15 protein-coding genes are annotated in these 16,896 nt (G+C 59.9%); 2 read left to right on the top strand and 13 right to left on the bottom strand.

Translation table 11 applies throughout. The annotated features are described in order from the left end of the window. The 8 genes from mraY to dksA all read right to left on the bottom strand — a co-directional run bounded on the left by mraY (window position 1) and on the right by dksA (window position 8,735). Entirely contained in the window at window positions 1-1,179 is a 1,179-nt protein-coding gene (gene mraY, locus H663_RS24795; protein WP_053171668.1) for a phospho-N-acetylmuramoyl-pentapeptide-transferase, read from the bottom strand. Beyond that, window positions 1,169-2,596, bottom strand: coding sequence for a UDP-N-acetylmuramoyl-tripeptide--D-alanyl-D-alanine ligase (locus tag H663_RS24790; protein ID WP_053171149.1), 1,428 nt, complete (start codon window positions 2,594-2,596; stop codon window positions 1,169-1,171). The genes mraY and H663_RS24790 overlap by 11 nt, the downstream gene beginning before the upstream one ends. Beyond that, a complete protein-coding gene (locus tag H663_RS24785) occupies window positions 2,593-4,098 on the bottom strand; it encodes a UDP-N-acetylmuramoyl-L-alanyl-D-glutamate--2,6-diaminopimelate ligase (RefSeq protein ID WP_053171151.1) in 1,506 nt (501 codons plus the stop codon). The genes H663_RS24790 and H663_RS24785 overlap by 4 nt, the downstream gene beginning before the upstream one ends. Further along, entirely contained in the window at window positions 4,098-5,834 is a 1,737-nt protein-coding gene (locus tag H663_RS24780; RefSeq protein WP_053171154.1) for a peptidoglycan D,D-transpeptidase FtsI family protein, read from the bottom strand. The genes H663_RS24785 and H663_RS24780 overlap by 1 nt, the downstream gene beginning before the upstream one ends. After that, complete coding sequence (ftsL, locus tag H663_RS24775) at window positions 5,831-6,121, bottom strand: cell division protein FtsL (RefSeq protein WP_053171156.1); 291 nt, start codon at window positions 6,119-6,121, stop codon at window positions 5,831-5,833. The genes H663_RS24780 and ftsL overlap by 4 nt, the downstream gene beginning before the upstream one ends. Further along, entirely contained in the window at window positions 6,118-7,047 is a 930-nt protein-coding gene (rsmH, locus tag H663_RS24770; RefSeq protein WP_053171159.1) for a 16S rRNA (cytosine(1402)-N(4))-methyltransferase RsmH, read from the bottom strand. The genes ftsL and rsmH overlap by 4 nt, the downstream gene beginning before the upstream one ends. Window positions 7,048-7,052: 5 nt before the next feature. Continuing rightward, window positions 7,053-7,481 (bottom strand): division/cell wall cluster transcriptional repressor MraZ, encoded by a 429-nt coding sequence (gene mraZ, locus H663_RS24765; protein WP_053171162.1) that lies wholly within the window; start codon window positions 7,479-7,481, stop codon window positions 7,053-7,055. 537 nt (window positions 7,482-8,018) lie between these two features. After that, a complete protein-coding gene (dksA, locus tag H663_RS24760) occupies window positions 8,019-8,735 on the bottom strand; it encodes an RNA polymerase-binding protein DksA (protein ID WP_420844035.1) in 717 nt (238 codons plus the stop codon). 67 nt (window positions 8,736-8,802) lie between these two features. Here dksA and H663_RS42155 point away from each other — a divergent pair, with 67 nt between their 5' ends. Beyond that, window positions 8,803-8,982 (top strand): hypothetical protein, encoded by a 180-nt coding sequence (locus H663_RS42155; protein WP_133239965.1) that lies wholly within the window; start codon window positions 8,803-8,805, stop codon window positions 8,980-8,982. Window positions 8,983-9,287: 305 nt separating this feature from the next. On the opposite strand, the gene H663_RS24750 is transcribed toward H663_RS42155, so the two are convergent. Beyond that, window positions 9,288-10,367, bottom strand: a complete 1,080-nt coding sequence (locus H663_RS24750; RefSeq protein ID WP_053171672.1) for a CobW family GTP-binding protein — start codon at window positions 10,365-10,367, stop codon at window positions 9,288-9,290. A gap of 330 nt (window positions 10,368-10,697) precedes the next feature. On the opposite strand from H663_RS24750, the gene H663_RS24745 reads away from it, so the two are divergent. Beyond that, on the top strand, window positions 10,698-11,654 hold the full coding sequence (locus H663_RS24745; RefSeq protein WP_053171171.1) for a putative transporter: 957 nt from the start codon (window positions 10,698-10,700) through the stop codon (window positions 11,652-11,654). Window positions 11,655-11,691: 37 nt separating this feature from the next. On the opposite strand, the gene H663_RS24740 is transcribed toward H663_RS24745, so the two are convergent. The 4 genes from H663_RS24740 to H663_RS24725 all read right to left on the bottom strand — a co-directional run bounded on the left by H663_RS24740 (window position 11,692) and on the right by H663_RS24725 (window position 16,796). Continuing rightward, complete coding sequence (locus tag H663_RS24740) at window positions 11,692-13,374, bottom strand: SulP family inorganic anion transporter (protein WP_053171173.1); 1,683 nt, start codon at window positions 13,372-13,374, stop codon at window positions 11,692-11,694. Window positions 13,375-13,397: 23 nt separating this feature from the next. After that, complete coding sequence (locus H663_RS24735; RefSeq protein WP_053171176.1) at window positions 13,398-14,738, bottom strand: sulfatase family protein; 1,341 nt, start codon at window positions 14,736-14,738, stop codon at window positions 13,398-13,400. An 8-nt stretch (window positions 14,739-14,746) separates the two neighbouring features. After that, window positions 14,747-15,721: a Bug family tripartite tricarboxylate transporter substrate binding protein gene (locus tag H663_RS24730; protein WP_053171179.1), complete on the bottom strand. Its 975-nt coding sequence runs from the start codon at window positions 15,719-15,721 to the stop codon at window positions 14,747-14,749. 100 nt (window positions 15,722-15,821) lie between these two features. Beyond that, entirely contained in the window at window positions 15,822-16,796 is a 975-nt protein-coding gene (locus H663_RS24725) for a Bug family tripartite tricarboxylate transporter substrate binding protein (RefSeq protein ID WP_053171182.1), read from the bottom strand. Between the last annotated feature and the right edge of the window lie 100 nt (window positions 16,797-16,896).

The raw sequence follows: 16,896 nt of genomic DNA, 5'->3' as shown, positions 1-16,896 counted from the left end.
TTACCTCAGCTTCAAGGTGGACAGGCCGACCAGACACAAGAGCATGGTGATGATCCAAAAACGCACGACCACTTGCGTTTCTTTCCAGCCGCTTTTTTCAAAATGGTGGTGCAAAGGCGCCATCTTCAAAATGCGTCGGCCCTCACCATATTTCTTTTTGGTGTACTTGAAGTAGGTCACCTGCGCCATCACCGACAAGGCCTCGACCACGAAGATGCCGCCCATGATGGCCAGCACGATTTCCTGGCGCACGATCACGGCAATGGTGCCCAAGGCACCGCCCAGCGCCAGCGCGCCCACGTCGCCCATGAAGACTTGTGCGGGGTGCGTGTTGAACCACAAAAAGGCCAAACCGGCCCCCGCCATGGCCGAGCAAAAAATCATCAGCTCGCCGGAGCCGGGAATGTGGGGCAGGAACAGGTATTTGGCGTAAACCGAACTGCCGGTCACGTAGGCAAACACCCCCAGGGCCGAACCGACCATGACCACCGGCATGATGGCCAGGCCATCCAGGCCATCGGTCAGGTTGACCGCGTTGCTGGCCCCCACAATGACCAGGTAGGACAGGATCACAAAGCCGAACACGCCCAGCGGGTAGCTGACTTCCTTGAAAAAAGGCACCATCAAACCGGCTTTGGGCGGCAAGTTGACATCAAAACCGGACATTACCCATTTGGCAAACAGGTCCACCACCCGCAGGTTGGAACTTTCAGAAATGCTGAAGACCAGGTACAGGGCCGCCAGCAACCCGATCACCGATTGCCAGAAATACTTTTCACGCGAGGGCATGCCTTCGGGGTCTTTGTTGACCACTTTGCGCCAGTCGTCTGCCCAGCCCACAGCGCCAAAGCCCAAGGTCACGATCAGCACGATCCAGACAAAGCGGTTGGACAGGTCAAACCACAGCAAGGTGGACACGGCAATCGACAGCAAAATCAGCACACCGCCCATGGTGGGTGTGCCGCTTTTAGACAGGTGCGACTCCATGCCATAGCCCCGGATGGGCTGACCGATTTTGAGCGCCGTCAGGCGCCGGATGACGGCAGGCCCTGCGGCCAGGCCAATCAACAACGCTGTCAGCGCCGCCATCACGGCCCGGAAGGTGATGTATTGGAAAACACGCAAAAAGCCCCACTCCGGGGACAAACTTTGTAACCATTGCGCCAAGCTAAGCAGCATGCGCTTCTCCCTGTTGTGTATGTTGTGTAGCGCCTGGCGCCATGAGCGCATCCACCACCCGCTCCATCTTCATGAAACGCGAGCCTTTGACCACGATGCTTTGAAAATCTTGGACGTGTCGGGTGGCGGCATCCAGCAAGGCGGCCATGTCTTCAAAGTGCCGTGCACCGGCACATGCCCCGCTGAATGCTTTTTCCGCATGCACGCACAATTCGCCCAAGGTGTAGAAGGCCTGCACACCGCGTGCGGCGGCATAGACCCCCACTTCGGCGTGAAATTCCGGCCCCTGGTTGCCGACTTCACCCATGTCCCCCAGCACCAACAAACGCGGCCCCGGCAACTCGGCCAGCACGTCGATGGCGGCCAGCACCGAATCGGGGTTGGCGTTGTAGGTGTCGTCCACCAGCGTGATGTCGGTACCGGGCACCACGCAGGCCCGTGAACGGCCTTTGACCGGCTCGAAGGCCTGCAAGCCTTGGGCCACAGCTTCAAGCGGCACACCGGCGGCCAGGGCGCAAGCGCTGGCCGCTAGGGCGTTTTTGACGTTGTGGCGTCCTGCGATATGCACACGCACAGGGGCCGTGCCTTCAGGGGTTTTGAGGGTGAATTGCCAGGCCCCCGATTGCCACAGCACCACAGCGGCGCAGACATCGGCCTGCTGCAGCGCAAAGGTGCGCTGGGCACGCGGTCCCGCCAGTGCCTGCCAGATGCCGGTGTAATCCTCATCGGCCGGGAAAATCGCCACGCCGCTGCCTGGTAAGGCTTGCAGCACGGTGCCGTTTTCCCGCGCCACGGCCTCCACCGTGCCCATGAATTCCTGATGTTCGCGCTGCGCGTTGTTGACCAGTGCCACCGTGGGCTTTGCCATGCGGGCCAGGGCGGCAATTTCACCGGGGTGGTTCATGCCCAGCTCGACCACGGCGATGCGGTGGTGCGCACGCAAGTTGAACAAGGTCAGGGGCACGCCGATGTCGTTGTTGAAATTGCCTTGGGTGGACAAGGCATCGTCCCCGGCGAATGCCCGCAGGATCGAGGCGATCATTTGCGTCACGGTGGTCTTGCCGTTGCTGCCGGTGACCGCAATCACGGGCAAATCAAACTGCCCGCGCCAGCCCGCTGCCAACTCGCCCAGGGCGATGCGCGCATCCGGCACCACCAATGCGGGCAAACCCAAAGCGGCAGCTGTGACTTGGCCTGAGTGCTCGCACACCACAGCCACCGCGCCTTGGGCCTGGGCTTGCGCCATGAATTGGTTGCCGTCAAAACGCTCGCCGCGCAGAGCCACAAACAGGTCCCCGGCTTGCACACTGCGGCTGTCGGTGTGCACACGCTGGGCCAGCACGCCATCCAGGCGTTCGCCACGGGCCCCGCTGAGCCAAGTCAGCGCCAGATTCAGATTCAGCTGCATACCGCTCATGCCGTCACCCCTTGTGTTGCACGGCGCTGCAAGGCCGCCTGGACCTGTGCGACGTCAGAAAAAGGTTGCCGCACGCCCAGCACTTCTTGATAGGTTTCGTGGCCCTTGCCCGCCACCAGGACCACATCGCGCGCATCGGCTTGGGCCACCACCTGCGCAATGGCCTGCGCACGATCAGGCTGAATCTGCACCTGCGCGGGTTTTTGAAGGCCTTGCACCATCTGCGCCAAAATCGCTTCGGGCGACTCCGAACGCGGGTTATCACTGGTCAGTACCACTTGATCAGCACAGGCCTCGGCGGCTGCAGCCATCAAGGGGCGTTTGTGCGGATCACGGTCGCCCCCGCAGCCCAACACACACCACAAGCGACCACCGCGCTGCGCCGCTTGCGTGCGCAAGGCCGTCAGGGCATGCCACACGGCATCGGGGGTGTGGGCGTAGTCCACCAGCACGCAAGGCGCATCGGCCTGCGTGCCCACGCGCTGCATGCGCCCGGGCACCGCCGAGAGCTGCGAGCATGCTTGCACGGCGTCGGCCAGAGCCACGCCCAAAGCGCGCAGGGTGCCCAGCACACCGAGCAAGTTGTCGATGTTGTAGTCACCCACCAAGGCGGTGTGCAGGGTGTGCGCCTGATCGCCTTCGCGCACTTCAAACGCCAGCCCGTCCGGACTGGGCACTGCACGGGCTTGCAGACGGGCCGCCGACTGGCGAGAGCATGTCCACACGGCCAGATCGCCCTGGCGCAAGCGCTCAGCCAGCCGGGACCCTTGAGGGTCGTCGATGTTGATCACCGCTGCCTGCAGACCGGGCCAGTCAAACAGCGCTTCTTTGGCCGCCCAGTAGGCGTTCATGTCGCCGTGGTAGTCCAGATGGTCCTGGGTGAAGTTGGTGAACACAGCCACACGAATATGCGTGCCAGCCAAGCGGTGCTCGGCCAAACCGATGGACGATGCCTCTATGGCGCAATGGGTGACACCCGCATCCACAAACGTGCGGAACTGTTGCTGCATCAGCACCGGGTCGGGCGTGGTCATGCCGGTGGTGATCAGGTGGGGCAACTGGCCCACACCCAGCGTGCCAATCAACCCGCAGCGCTGGTTCAGCACAGAGGATGACAAGGCTTGCGCCAGCCACCAGGCGGTGGATGTCTTGCCATTGGTGCCGGTCACGGCCAACACATTCAGGGCATGGCTGGGGTGCGCGTAATACGCATCGGCCACGTTGCCGGTCTGGGCTTTGAGGCTTGGCATGGCCGCCAGACGAGGGTCAGCGACTGGCCCGTTCAGCGCAGGCCAGGCCTCCCACCCTTGCTGCTCCATCAAACAGGCGCTGGCGCCTTGCGCCAAGGCTTGCGCCACGTATTGGCGACCATCGGTGGCCGCACCGGGCCAGGCAATGAAGGCATCGCCCGGCTGAACCTGGCGGCTGTCCGTGCGCAACTGCCCGGTCACGCGCTGGCGCAACCATTGGGCCGCTTCCAAAGGCGTGTGCAAGGTCTGCATCAGAACGACTCCTCCACGGCATGCGTCACCACTTGGGGCTTGACGGCCATGTCGGGCTGAACCCCCAGCAGACGCAGCGTTTGCTGCACGGTCTGGCTGAACACGGGCGCTGCCACTTCGCCACCGTAGTAGCGTCCATTGCTGGGCTCATCAATCATCACGGCCACGACGATGCGTGGCGCCTCAATCGGGGCCATGCCCACGAAGAAGCCACGGTATTTTTTACTCGCGTAGCCTTTGCCTTCTTGCTTGCGCGCCGTGCCCGATTTGCCCCCCACGGAATACCCCATGGTCTGTGCTTTGGGGGCTGTGCCGCCTGGGCCTGCGGCCATTTGCAGCATCTTGCGCATGGACTTGGCGTGTTGCGCGCTGATCACACGGGTGCCCGCGACCTGATGCTCGGTTTTCATGAGGGTGGAGGGCACCACCTCACCGTCGCGGGCAAAGATGGTGTAGGCCCGGGCTACCTGGAACAAGCTGGCCGAAATGCCGTAGCCATAACTCATGGTGGCTTGTTCAATCGGGCGCCAGGTTTTGTAAGGGCGCAAGCGCCCTGCCACCACACCCGGAAACGGCAACTGCGGTTTTTGACCGAACCCGACCTGGGTGAACATCTCCCACATGTCGTGGGCTTGCATTTGCATGGCCATCTTGACCGTGCCCACGTTGCTCGACTTCTGGATCACTTGACTGACGGTGAGCATGCCATGCGGGTGCGCGTCGGTGATGGTCGAGCCGGTGATGTTGATGCGCCCTGGAGCGGTTTGAATGGGCGTCTCGGGTTTGACGATGCCTTTTTCAAGCGCCAATGAAACCGCAAAGGGTTTCATCGTGGAGCCTGGCTCAAAGGTGTCGGTCAAAGCGCGGTTGCGCAATTGTTCGCCGCTCAGGTTGACCCGCTTGGCCGGTGAATAGCTGGGGTAGTTGGCCAGTGCCAGTATCTCGCCCGACTGGGCATCAAGCACCACCACACTGCCCGCTTTGGCCTTGTGCTCCAGCACCGCTTCTCGCAACTTCTGGTAGGCAAAAAACTGCACCTTGCTGTCAATGCTCAACTGCAAATCCTGCCCGTCGATGGGCGGCACCGTTTCACCCACGTCTTCGACCACCCGGCCAAAACGGTCCTTGATGACGCGCCGCGAGCCTGCTTGACCGGACAGCTGCTTTTGGAAGACCAACTCGACGCCCTCTTGGCCTTGGTCTTCCACATTGGTAAAGCCCACGATGTGGGCTGCGGCTTCACCTTCGGGATACAAACGCTTGTATTCCTTGATGTCATAAACACCTTTGATGCCCAGCGCCAGAATGTCTTTGACCACCGACTCATCGAGCTGCCTGCGCAACCAGACAAATGTCTTTTCGTCATCCTTGAGTTTGCGATCCAGCTCCGCCGTGCTCATCTCCAGCAAACGGGCCAGCTCCCGCTCTTTGCGCGGATCACGGTCCATTTCATCCGGGTTGGCCCAAATGCTGGGTGCAGGCACACTGGAGGCGAGCAACACACCGTTGCGGTCCAACACACGGCCTCGGTTGGCAGGCAATGTCAGGGTGCGGGCAAAACGGACCTCACCTTGTCGGATGAAAAAATCATTGGCAATCACCTGCACATAGACGGCACGCGCCATCAAAGCCAGAAAGCCCAAAGCGATCGCAGCCACAATGAACTTGCTGCGCCAAACGGGCGTCTTGCTGGCCAGCAAGGGGCTTGATGACAACTGCACGCTGCGGGCGCTCATGGTGCCCCTCCTTTGTCCGCAGCAGATGCGGCCGTCACATACTGCGTGATGGCCGGTGTGGCGTCGCGCATTTGCAGCTGTTGGCGTGCAATCTGCTCCACCCGCAAAGGTGTGGCTTGCGCCCGGCGCTCGACCTGCAAGCGGTCTTGCTCAAGCTCCAGCCGTTTGGCCTCTTTGCGCGCGCTCTCCAGGGCCATGAACATCCGGCGTGACTCGTAATGGCTGTGCACCAGCGCCAAGGCACTGAGCACTACCGCTACCAGCAACACAAGGTTCAAACGGGTCATGCAGGCACCCCCGTGCGCTCAGCCACGCGCATGATGGCGCTGCGTGAACGCGGGTTGCCACGCACTTCTTCTTCACTCGGCTTGACACGACCCAGCGCTTTGAGGCGCATGGCCACAGGCGCTGCGAAGGGCACACGCCTGTCCACCACTTCTTTGGAGTGCTTGGCGATGAATTGCTTGACGATGCGGTCTTCCAGCGAATGGAAGCTGATCACCACCAGGCGTCCGCCCTCGGCCAGCACGCTCAGGCTGGCCTCTAGCGCCTGTTCGAGCTCTTCAAGCTCGGCGTTGATGAAAATCCGAAAAGCCTGAAATGTCCGCGTTGCAGGGTTCTGACCCGGCTCGCGGGTTTTGACCGTGTCAGCCACGAGCTGGGCCAAATCGGAGGTGCTTGAAATTGGGCCCCGCTCTTGTCGGCGAGCCACAAGCGCCTTTGCAATCTGAAAAGCAAACCGTTCTTCGCCATAGTCACGTATCACCTCCGTGATTTGATCCACTGTTGCCGTTGCCAGCCAATCGGCCACACTTTCTCCGCGCGTGGTGTCCATGCGCATGTCCAGCGGGCCGTCGAAACGAAAAGAAAAACCCCTCTCGGGGCTGTCAATCTGCGGGGAGCTGATGCCCAGATCCATCAGCACACCATCGACACTGCCAGCGGGCAGCTCTGCCAGGTGCGAGAAACCATCGTGCCGAATGGCAAACCGGGCATCGTCTATGCGCCCGGCCTCGGCAATCGCTTCCAGATCCTTGTCGAAGGCTTGCAAACGCCCTTGTGCAGACAAACGCGAAAGAATCAGGCGCGAGTGCCCTCCTCGCCCGAATGTGCAGTCCACATAAGCGCCGTCAGCACCGGCTGCGCCATCGAGCAGGGCGTCAGCGGCTTCTTGCAAAAGCACCGTGGTGTGGGTAAGTGTGGGCGTGCTCATGGCGATCAGAAAGCAAAGTCCTTGAACACATCGGGCATCTCGCCCTGCATGGCCATGGCCTCTTGTGCGTCGTAGACGGTTTTGTCCCACAGCTCAAAATAGGCCCCCATGCCCAGCAGCATGGTGTCTTTGGTGATGCCTGCAGCTTGTCGCAATTCAGGAGAAATCAACACGCGGCCCGTGCCGTCCATCTCCACATCCATGGCATTGCCCAAAAAAATACGCCGCCACCACTGCCCCGACATGGGCAACTGGGCAATGCGCTCGCGGAATTTTTCCCATTCGGGACGAGGGAACATCATCAAACAACCATGGGGGTGCTTGGTGATGGTCAATTGGCTTTGCGCGCTGGTGCTCAAGACGTCACGGTGCCGGGTCGGCACAGACAGCCGCCCCTTGGCATCCAGACTCAGCGATGAAGCCCCTTGAAACACTGCGAAGACCCTTTTTCAGTTGCAACCGGCAATTAGAGGCACTTTTACCCACTTAATTGCACTTTTTTGCACTGTATCAGGAATTCATGGCACCACAAAGATGCGTTGACAGATTTTTTTCAATGAAATCAATGGCTTAGCGAAGAAAATGAACATCCTTGAAGAAGGAATATCTTTATAAATTAAACACTTAGAGTTTGCAGTGAAAGTGACGCCTGAAGAAATAAAAATCTCAAATACACAATATTCATTAAAAAATAAATACCAGGAAAATTTTCATCAAAAGCAATGCACTGGCTGACCCAGCGCTCAGGCGATGAACCGCCTAGGTCGAACTCGTCGGATATCGACCTGAAAAATATCTGGGGGGGCTTTCGCAGATCGGCGGTCATGAACCTCCATCAATGCGGTCACACCCTCACGCCTTGTCAAGGGCAAGCGCGGTGAGGCACGCCCTCCAAGGGCTTGAATGGCCGATTGGCCCAAACATCGGGGTGGGTGTTTTACAGCCCGGCGGTCGAAGACCCTGACAAAGGCTCAGTCGCCAAACATCTTCTGTTTGAGCTCGCGGCGCTGTTGCGCTTCGAGGGACAGAGTGGCTGTGGGACGCGCTAGCAAGCGGCCCACGCCAATGGGTTCGCCGGTTTCATCACAATAGCCGTAGTCACCGGCATCGATCAACATGATGGATTGTTCGATTTTCTTGAGCAACTTGCGCTCACGGTCGCGGGTGCGCAATTCCAGCGCATGCTCTTCTTCGATCGTGGCGCGATCTGCTGGATCGGGCACCACCACGGTGTCTTCACGCAAATGCTCGGTGGTTTCACCAGCACTGTTGAGGATGTCTTGCTTGAGCTTGACCAGCTTGCGCTTGAAAAACGCCATCTGAACATCGTTCATGTACTCGCTGTCGGGCATGGCCAGAATTTCGGCGTCCGTCAGCTCTTGCAGGCTCTTGGTTTTCCAGTTGTTGGCCAGCTTGAGATCTTTCTTGACCGGCACGAAGGACATCACGGTCGGCGCTGGCGCACTGGGCAAGAAACTCGCCTTGGCAGCAGTAGACGCCACCGCTGGCGGCAAAGAAGGAACGGTGATTTGCGCCAGCCGCGCCGAGGGGCGGGTGGCACGCACCAATTGATCTGGGCCAGCAGGCACAGCAACAGGGGCAGGGGCTTGAGCAACAGGAGCCATGACAGGCTCCGCTTTTTTAACGGTCATAGATTTCGCTTGAGAGACAGGCGCTGACTTTTTCACAGACGCCGCAGAAGCTGCCTTGGAGGGGGCAGCAGAACTGGGTTGAGAGACTGCAGCAGAGGCTTTGGTGGCCGTCGGCTTTGCAGCTTGGGTTTTGGCTTTGGTCTCCGCAACGGCTTTGGCCGTCTTTTTCGCTGGCGCGGCTTGGGTCACCACCGGGGACGCGGGTGCGGCTTTGGTGGTTTTTGCAGCCGCCTTGCCCGAGGCGGGGGCTGCCTTGACAGAAGCTGCCGTTTTTTTCGGCTGAGCGGCTTTAGCCTGGGGGCTTGCCGTCTTGCTTGCCGCTTTGTTCGAGGTCTTCACGTCTTGTCTCCTAGCCGTGTGAAAGGGCAGGTGACTGGGCGATGCGCAAACACAGCAAACACACAAAACACCTGTTCATGTTCATTTCAAACCCGTGTTATAGACCTTTTGGGGTTCTCAAGCCGCCCTCAAAGGGGAGGCTTTCAGGCGGGCGATTGTAGCGACTAGATCCATCAAAAAACGCCTTGTCCCTGATTAAAGACGTGTCTGGCAGAAAAAAGAAGGCCGTTTCGCCTGGCAGCCCTGCATTCAGACCAAGCATTGCTCCAGCCCCTGCAACAAGATGTCCTTGGGCAAATCGATGCCAATGAAGACCATTTTGCTCATTTTGGTCTCACCATCGGCCCACATCGGGCCCAAATCACTGCCCATGAGTTGGTGCACGCCCTGAAAAATGACTTTGCGCTCAGTACCGCGCATGTTCAGCACGCCTTTGTAGCGCAGCATGCGCGGACCATAGATGTTGACGATGGCACCCAGAAAGTCTTCCAGCTTGGCCGGGTCAAACGCGCGCTCGGACCTGAACACAAAACTCTTGACATCATCATCGTGGTGATGGTGGTGTCCATGGCCATGGCTGTTTTCGTGGGCATGCGAAGGGTGGTCGCAGTGCTCGCCGTGTTCATGGTCATGGTGATCGCCATGTTCCCCGTGCGCGTGGTCGTGGTCGTCATCACGCAGAAAGTCCGGGTCGATGTCCAGCTTGGCGTTCAGGTTAAAACCCTTGAGGTCAAACACCTCACTCAGTGCCACTTCACCAAAGTGCACCACCTTTTGCGGTGCACGCGGGTTCATGTGCTTGAGGCGGTGCTGCAAGGCGTCCAGATCTTGGGGCGACACCAGATCAGCCTTGCTGATGAAGATCTGGTCGGCAAAACCCACCTGGCGGCGCGCTTCCTGACGGTCATTGAGTTGCTGGGCAGCATGTTTGGCATCCACCAGCGTCAGGATGGAGTCGAGCAAAAAGGTTTCGGCAATCTCGTCGTCCATGAAAAAGGTCTGCGCCACTGGACCGGGGTCGGCCAATCCTGTGGTCTCGATCACGATGCGTTCAAAGCTGAGCAAACCTTTGCGCCGCTTGGCGGCCAGCAGTTGCAGCGTGGCGCGCAGGTCTTCGCGGATGGTGCAGCAGATGCAGCCATTGCTCATCTGAATGATCTGCTCTTCGGTATCGGACACCAGGATGTCGTTGTCGATGTTTTCCTCGCCAAATTCGTTCTCGATCACGGCGATTTTTTGGCCATGAGCCTCAGTCAGCACGCGCTTGAGCAGCGTGGTCTTGCCCGAGCCAAGAAAGCCGGTGAGGATGGTCGCAGGAATCAGGGCCATGAAATGCTCCGCAAAAAGATCAACAACAAGAGGTGGGGAGTGTAGCGACGAAAGCAAGTCGGGTGATTGACCCAGGATTGCCACCGACAGCTTGGCATGCATCATGGGTGAAGTGTGTCTTGTCATGCCGAAGCAAGGTATGGCATGCAGCTTGTGCGGTCACCCCGGCATTCAATGGCTTCAAGTTTGCACTCTGAGCGTGCGGATCTGCCATTCGAATGTTCAATGGGTGGTCGGGTATGCTCAGAGACGGCGGTGTGGCCTCATGGGTGCATGGCCACTGGGCATTCAAGCGGGTCGCAGCGTGGGTGCGCATTTCAAGGAGTCTGTATGTTCCGCAGTTTCTTCCTCTCTCGACGCTGGGCCTTGTGGGCCTGGGGAGGTTTGTTCGTTTTGATCGCCATGGTGTTCATCACGGTGCAGCAAACGGTGCGTCTGAACGCTTGGTATGGCGAGTTTTATGACTTGCTGCAAAAGCCTGAACAAGCGGGTGGGCTGGACAAGTTCTGGGGGTTCATGGAGCAGTTTGCCTGGATCGCTTTTCCCTACATGTTGCTGCGCAGTCTGGAGACCTATCTGGCCTCGCACTACGCCTTTCGCTGGCGCCAGGCCATGACCGAGCTGTATTTGCCACGCTGGCAGCGCACGTTCTACACCGTTGAGGGGGCTTCTCAGCGCATTCAGGAGGACTGCATGCGTTTTGCCCGCCAGACCGAAAACCTGGGGCTGGGTCTGGTGCGGGCGGTCTTGACCTTGGTCTCCTTCATTCCCATTTTGTGGGGATTGTCCAAGGGCATGGCGATAGTGTGGCTGCAGTTTGAAGGCTCGCTGTTCTGGGTGGCCCTGACCACCGCCTTGGGGGGCACGGTCTTGGCGTGGTTTGTAGGCATTCGTCTGCCGGGTCTGGAATACAACAACCAAAAGACCGAGGCGGCCTTGCGCAAGACGCTGGTGTATGCCGAGGACGACCGCAGCCGCATGGATTTGTCGCAGGCCCTGAGCCTGTTTACCGGAGTGCGGCTGAACAATTTCCGGCTGTTCAACCACTATGCCTACTTCAACCTCTGGAGCAATTTCTACAGCCAGACGATGATCATTTTTCCGTATCTGCTGATGGGGCCATCGCTGTTCACGGGCTTGATCACACTGGGCGTGATCCAGCAGGTGAGCAATGCGTTTGGCAAGGTCAACGATGCGTTTTCTTACCTGATTGAGCGCTGGACCGACATCACCGAGTTGCGTTCCATCTACAAGCGACTGAGCGAGTTTGAAAAGGGTCTGGCCTGAGCATGGCTTGGACCTGCGGCGCTTGAGGGGGCTGAACTCAGGTGGCGACCCCAGTATCCGGGGGGATGGGTTGAATCGCTTGGAGCGCTTGCAGGGCCTCCGCATCGGTGCGGTACATCTTGAGCCAGGGTCCCTCACTCAATTCGCCCGCACGGCGCAAGGTGGTTTCCACCGGCAATTTGATGCCGCTGATGTGCAAAGTGATGCCCCGGTTGCTCAATTGGCGATGGATTTGCCCGAAAGTTTCCACGCCCGTGGCGTCGATGCGGTTGATGGGTTGCGCAAACAAGCAGACATGGCGCGTGTCCGGTTGGCTCGCCAGTTGAGCGGCAATGGCGCGCTCAAAGTCGCTGGAGGCCGCAAAGTCGAGCTCAGCGTCCATGCGCAGGGCATACAGATGGGGCGCCAATGGAGGCAATTTCCACAAATGGCGGTCACGCAAGCTGCCATCGGGGTGCAAGCCCACCTCAATGATGCGAGGGTGCAGCCGGGTGTGCAGAAAGTGACTCAGCCCCAGCAAAACACCGGTCATCACACCCCAATAAATGCGCGGGGCGGTGGCCAGCGTGATGGCAAAGGTCACGCCAGCGGTGAGGGTTTCGATCCGGTCAATGCGCCAAATTTTCAAAAACTGCCTGGGCTGAAAAAGGTTGAGCACGGCCACGATGACGGCCGCCGCCATGACCGAGCGCGGCACGTAGGCCAGTGCAGGCATGAGGATCAGCAAGGCCAGCAACACAAAAGCGACCGAGGCGACCACCGCCCAGCCTGAGCGGGCGCCTGCATACAGCATGAGCGCAGAGCGAGAAAACGAAGTGCTGGTCGGGAAGCTGCCTGAGAAGGCTGAGGCCAGTTTGGCCAAGCCCTGGCTGAAGAGTTCGGTGCTGTCGTCCCAGCGCTTGCCGTCGCGCTGGCATTCGATGCGGGCGCTGGACGCTGTTTCCAAAAAGCTCACCAGCGCAATCACCATGGCGGGCACCCACAACTGGTTGATCACCTCCAGGCCCGGCCAATGTGGCCAATAAAAATCGGGCAGGCCTGAGGGCAACTGCCCGACCACGGCACCATGGGCTTGGTAATCGGTGGCGTAGCCCACGGCAGAGGCTGCGCCCATCACCAGCATGATGCCGGGCCAGCGGGGCTTGTACCTGCGCAACAACAAGAGCAGCACCAGACTGGTCAAGCCAAACAGTGCAGGCCATCCGGTCAACCATGCAGGCCAGCTGTACACATCCCAGCTCCAGGCCTGGATGCCCAGCAAACCGGGTACTTGCGAAGCCATGATCAACAAGGATGCGGCCTGGGTGAACCCCATCATGACCGGGGCGCTGACCAGGTTGATGAGCCAGCCGTAGTGACCCAAGCCCAGCAGCAGCTGAATGGCCCCCGACAGCAGCGACAACCACACCGCAAGAGCGACCCATTCGGCAGAACCGGGTTCGGCCATGCCGGTCAGCGATGCGCCGATCAACACACAGGTCAATGCGGCAGGCCCGACCGACAGGCGGTTAGCACTGCCAAACAGCACGGCCAACAGCGCGGGGATCAAGCAGGTGTATAGGCCGGTGACCAGGGGCATGCCGGCCAGGCCCGCATAAGCCACAGCCTGCGGCACCATGACCAAGGCCACCGTCAGACCCGCCTGCACTTCGTTGCGGGCCAGCGATGCACTCAGGCGGGGCCACTGGCGAAAAGTTAAATACCGTTGCATCTTAGACATGACCGATCTTAGCCGCCGGGGCTTCAGCGCTGGGGCATGTCCTTGACAGAGTAGCCCAGGCTCACCGTGGCGTCTTCGGGAATGGCGGGCACGGTCGCATCCCAGGCTTCCCACGCAGCGCGCATGGTTTGCAGGCGCTCGGGTTGGTGTCCGCCCAGGTTGGCGCGTTCGCGTTCGTCGGCCGGGATGTTGAACAGGTAGTCGTGGCCGTCCACCCGCAGGTACTTGTAGTCGCCGATCCGCATGGCGCGTTGGCCGCGGTGGTTCATGCGCCAGTACAGGGGGCGCTCAAACTGGTGCTGTGCATCTCGCAGCACGGGCAGCAGGGACACGCCGTCGAACGGCAAGTCGTCATGGGCCTTGGCACCCGCCAGCTCGACCAGAGTGGCCGACCAGTCCATGGTCATGCAGTGCTGGGTGGAGGTGCCGCCGGGCGCGATGACCGCTGGCCAGTGCGCAATCCAGGGCACGCGGATGCCGCCTTCGGTCAGGTCCATCTTGCCGCCCACCAGGGGCCAGTTGTCGCTGAATCGCTCGCCGCCGTTGTCGCTGGTGAAGACGATCAGGGTGTTGTCGAGCTGGCCGGATTTTTTGAGCGCGTCGACCACCCAACCAATGCCTTCGTCCATGTGGTGGATCATGCGGTGGTAGGTGTGGATGTTGCCACCGTGCAGGTGAAAGATGTTGTCTTTCACTTCTGCCGCCAGCGCATGGTCTTCTCGCGTTTCCCAAGGCCAGTGCGGCGCGGTGTAGTGCAGGCTCAAAAAGAAGGGGGTGCCTTGCGCAGCGCCCGGGGCCATGCGCTCCACAAAGTCCACCGCCCGCTTGGAAATCATGTCGGTCAGGTAGCCGTCTTCAGGCGTTTCGTCTTCACCGGTGAACAGGTCATGCGCACCGTTGGAGGCGCAATGCGTGAAGTAGTCCACCCCGCCCGACATGGGGCCGAAAAATTCTTCATAGCCCGACTTGAGCGGGCTGAAGTGCGGCGGGTAGCCCAAGTGCCATTTGCCAATCAGCGCCGTGCGGTAGCCGCTGGCCTTGAGCAAGGACGGCAGCGTGGGGTGTTCGGGCGGCAAGCCCAGCACGGCGCTGCCCCGGCTGCGGCTGTTGATGGGCTCGTCAGCACCGCCGCGCAGGCGGTATTGGTAGCGCGCCGTCATGAGCGCAAAGCGCGTGGGTGAGCACACGGGTGAGTTGGCATAACCCTGCGTGAACTTGAGCCCCCCCGCAGCCAACTGGTCGAGCACGGGCGAGACTTTGCCGAACTTCGCATCTCGACCGCCGTAGCAGCCCAGATCTGCGAAGCCGAGGTCGTCGGCGACGATGAAGATGATGTTGGGGCGTTGTCGTGTGGGGGTGTTCATGGTGGCAATCAATCGACCTTCATGCCCGTGGATTTGACCACGCGGTCGTAACGTTGAGATTGATCGGCCAGTCGTTTGGAAGCGTCCTGACCGACCAGTCCTTCATAAAACAAATCCATGCCGACCAGCTGGGTTTGGGTGTCTGGGCGCTTCAAGGCGTCCGAGAAGGCTTTTTGCAGCAGCTGCACCACGGGCTCGGGGGTGGCTGCTGGCACCATGGCCACGTAGAGCACTTCGAGCTCCAGGTCCTTCAGGCCGAGTTCGGCCACGGTCTGAATATCAGGGGCTGAACGTGAGCGCTGACGGCTGGTCACGGCCAATGCGGTGACCTTGCCGGATTTGACATGCGGCAGCATGCCGGGGGTGGCGAGCACGCCAGCATCCACCTCGCCTGCCAGCACAGCAGCGACGGCGGGCGCGTTGCCTTTGTAGGGGATGTGCTGGATCTTGATATTGGCCGCATCCATGAAAATTTCTGCAGCCAGATGGCCGGGGCTGCCGCTGCCCGCGCTGCTGAAGTTCAGGCCCTTGCCTTTGCCTTGGGCGATCAGGTCTTTGAGGGTCTTGAAGCCGGTACCAGGGTGCGCCCCCACCAGCAAGCCTGACGACACCATGACCATGATGGGCCGCAGGTCGGCAGGCTTGAAGGCCATGCTTTTGTAGATGTAAGGGTTCACCGTGAAGGTGGTGTCGATGCCAAACAACACGGTGTAGCCATCGGCTGGGCTTTTGGCCACAAAGTCGGCACCGATGTTGCCGCCCGCTCCGGGCTTGTTTTCCACGATCACGGGCTGCTTGTACTGAGTGGTGATGGCCTCACCCACCGTGCGCGCCAAAAAGTCCGCCGGGCCACCCGCAGGAAAGTTGGTGATGAATTTGATGGGTTTATTGGGGTAGTTCTGGGCCCATGTGGGCATGGCCAAAACGCAGGCTGCCAGTCCGAAAAACAAGGCCGTACGACGGCTGGGTGTCGAGATATTCATGACAAATTGTGTGAAAGGTGAGTGGTTGAAGGGGAAAGGTGAGAGGGGTTCAATGGCGCATTGCCCTTGCACAGGGTCAAGTTCAACGCAAGCAGGCGATTCAGTCCAGTTGCACGCCCGTGGCCTTGATGGGTTTTTCCCAGCGGTCCAGATCGGTTTTTTGCGCCGCAGCCAATTCGGCTGAGCTGGAGCCAATCGATTCATAGCCCAGTTTGACCATTTTTTCTTTCATGGCCGGGTTGCGGGCCATCTTCATCATGGCTTTTTCCAGACGACTGAGCGCCTCGGCAGACAGACCTGCCGGGCCGTACATGGCAAACCATGCTGTGGCGTCCATGTTGATGCCCGATTCCTGGAGGGTGGGTACCTCGGGCACTTGCGGATCACGTTGGCCCCCGGTCACGGCGATGATGCGGACTTTGCCCGCCCGGTGCAGTTCGGCGGTTTCAGACACCACGTCAAATTTATAGCCAATGTGGCCACCCAGCAAGGCGTTGTTGGCGGGTGCACCGCCCTGGAAGGGGATGTGGTTGAGCTTGATGCTCGCCGATTGCTCCAGCAAGACCCCCATGAAGTGCGGCAAGGTGCCCGCACCGGGCGTGCCGTAGCTGGCAGAGGTCGGGTCGGTTTTGGCTTTGGCCGCCATCTCGGCCACATTCTTCACGTTGCTGGCAGGGCCGGAGACCACGCCAAACTGAAAGCGGGCAATTTGCGAAATGGGCGTGAAGTCTTTCACCGCGTCGTAGTCGAGTTTTTTGTAAACGTGCGGGAACAGCACCATCGGGCCGCTGGGCAAAATGATCACGGTCTGGCCATCGGGTTTGGCGGCCTTGGTCATGTTCAGGGCGATGCGACCGCCAGCGCCGGGTTTGTTGTCCACCACGATGGTGCCAAAATCGTCTCGCAGCGCGTCTGCCACCATGCGGGCGAGCACGTCAGCCGATCCGCCTGGCGGAAAACCCACCAGAATTTTGAGTGGCGGCTTGTCTTGGGCCTGCAAGCCCGGCGAGAGCAAGGCCATTGACAGCGCGGCCAAGCCCAAGGCTCGGCGGGTCAGATGTCTGATGATGTTCATGAAAGTCTCTTGGTGAGTGTGGCTAAAGCCTGGGAACCCGCGTCCAATGTGACGAAAATGTAGCCCTTGCCATGACAATTGATCTAATCAATCATTCCCC

Source organism: Limnohabitans planktonicus II-D5 (assembly GCF_001270065.2).
Lineage (GTDB): Bacteria > Pseudomonadota > Gammaproteobacteria > Burkholderiales > Burkholderiaceae_C > Limnohabitans_A > Limnohabitans_A planktonicus.
Note: the sequence above shows the minus strand (reverse complement) of the source record. Positions and strands in the feature narration are given on the sequence as shown.

What these genes read in the sequence shown, in the direction of transcription:
- rsmH (WP_053171159.1), bottom strand. Translation starts at nt 7,047, where the DNA reads ATGAGCACGCCCACACTTACCCACACCACGGTGCTTTTGCAAGAAGCC.
- H663_RS24725 (WP_053171182.1), bottom strand. Translation starts at nt 16,796, where the DNA reads ATGAACATCATCAGACATCTGACCCGCCGAGCCTTGGGCTTGGCCGCG.
- mraY (WP_053171668.1), bottom strand. Translation starts at nt 1,179, where the DNA reads ATGCTGCTTAGCTTGGCGCAATGGTTACAAAGTTTGTCCCCGGAGTGG.
- H663_RS24750 (WP_053171672.1), bottom strand. Translation starts at nt 10,367, where the DNA reads ATGGCCCTGATTCCTGCGACCATCCTCACCGGCTTTCTTGGCTCGGGC.
- H663_RS24730 (WP_053171179.1), bottom strand. Translation starts at nt 15,721, where the DNA reads ATGAATATCTCGACACCCAGCCGTCGTACGGCCTTGTTTTTCGGACTG.
- H663_RS24745 (WP_053171171.1), top strand. Translation starts at nt 10,698, where the DNA reads ATGTTCCGCAGTTTCTTCCTCTCTCGACGCTGGGCCTTGTGGGCCTGG.
- H663_RS24740 (WP_053171173.1), bottom strand. Translation starts at nt 13,374, where the DNA reads ATGTCTAAGATGCAACGGTATTTAACTTTTCGCCAGTGGCCCCGCCTG.
- ftsL (WP_053171156.1), bottom strand. Translation starts at nt 6,121, where the DNA reads ATGACCCGTTTGAACCTTGTGTTGCTGGTAGCGGTAGTGCTCAGTGCC.
- H663_RS24735 (WP_053171176.1), bottom strand. Translation starts at nt 14,738, where the DNA reads ATGAACACCCCCACACGACAACGCCCCAACATCATCTTCATCGTCGCC.
- H663_RS24780 (WP_053171154.1), bottom strand. Translation starts at nt 5,834, where the DNA reads ATGAGCGCCCGCAGCGTGCAGTTGTCATCAAGCCCCTTGCTGGCCAGC.
- H663_RS24785 (WP_053171151.1), bottom strand. Translation starts at nt 4,098, where the DNA reads ATGCAGACCTTGCACACGCCTTTGGAAGCGGCCCAATGGTTGCGCCAG.
- H663_RS24790 (WP_053171149.1), bottom strand. Translation starts at nt 2,596, where the DNA reads ATGAGCGGTATGCAGCTGAATCTGAATCTGGCGCTGACTTGGCTCAGC.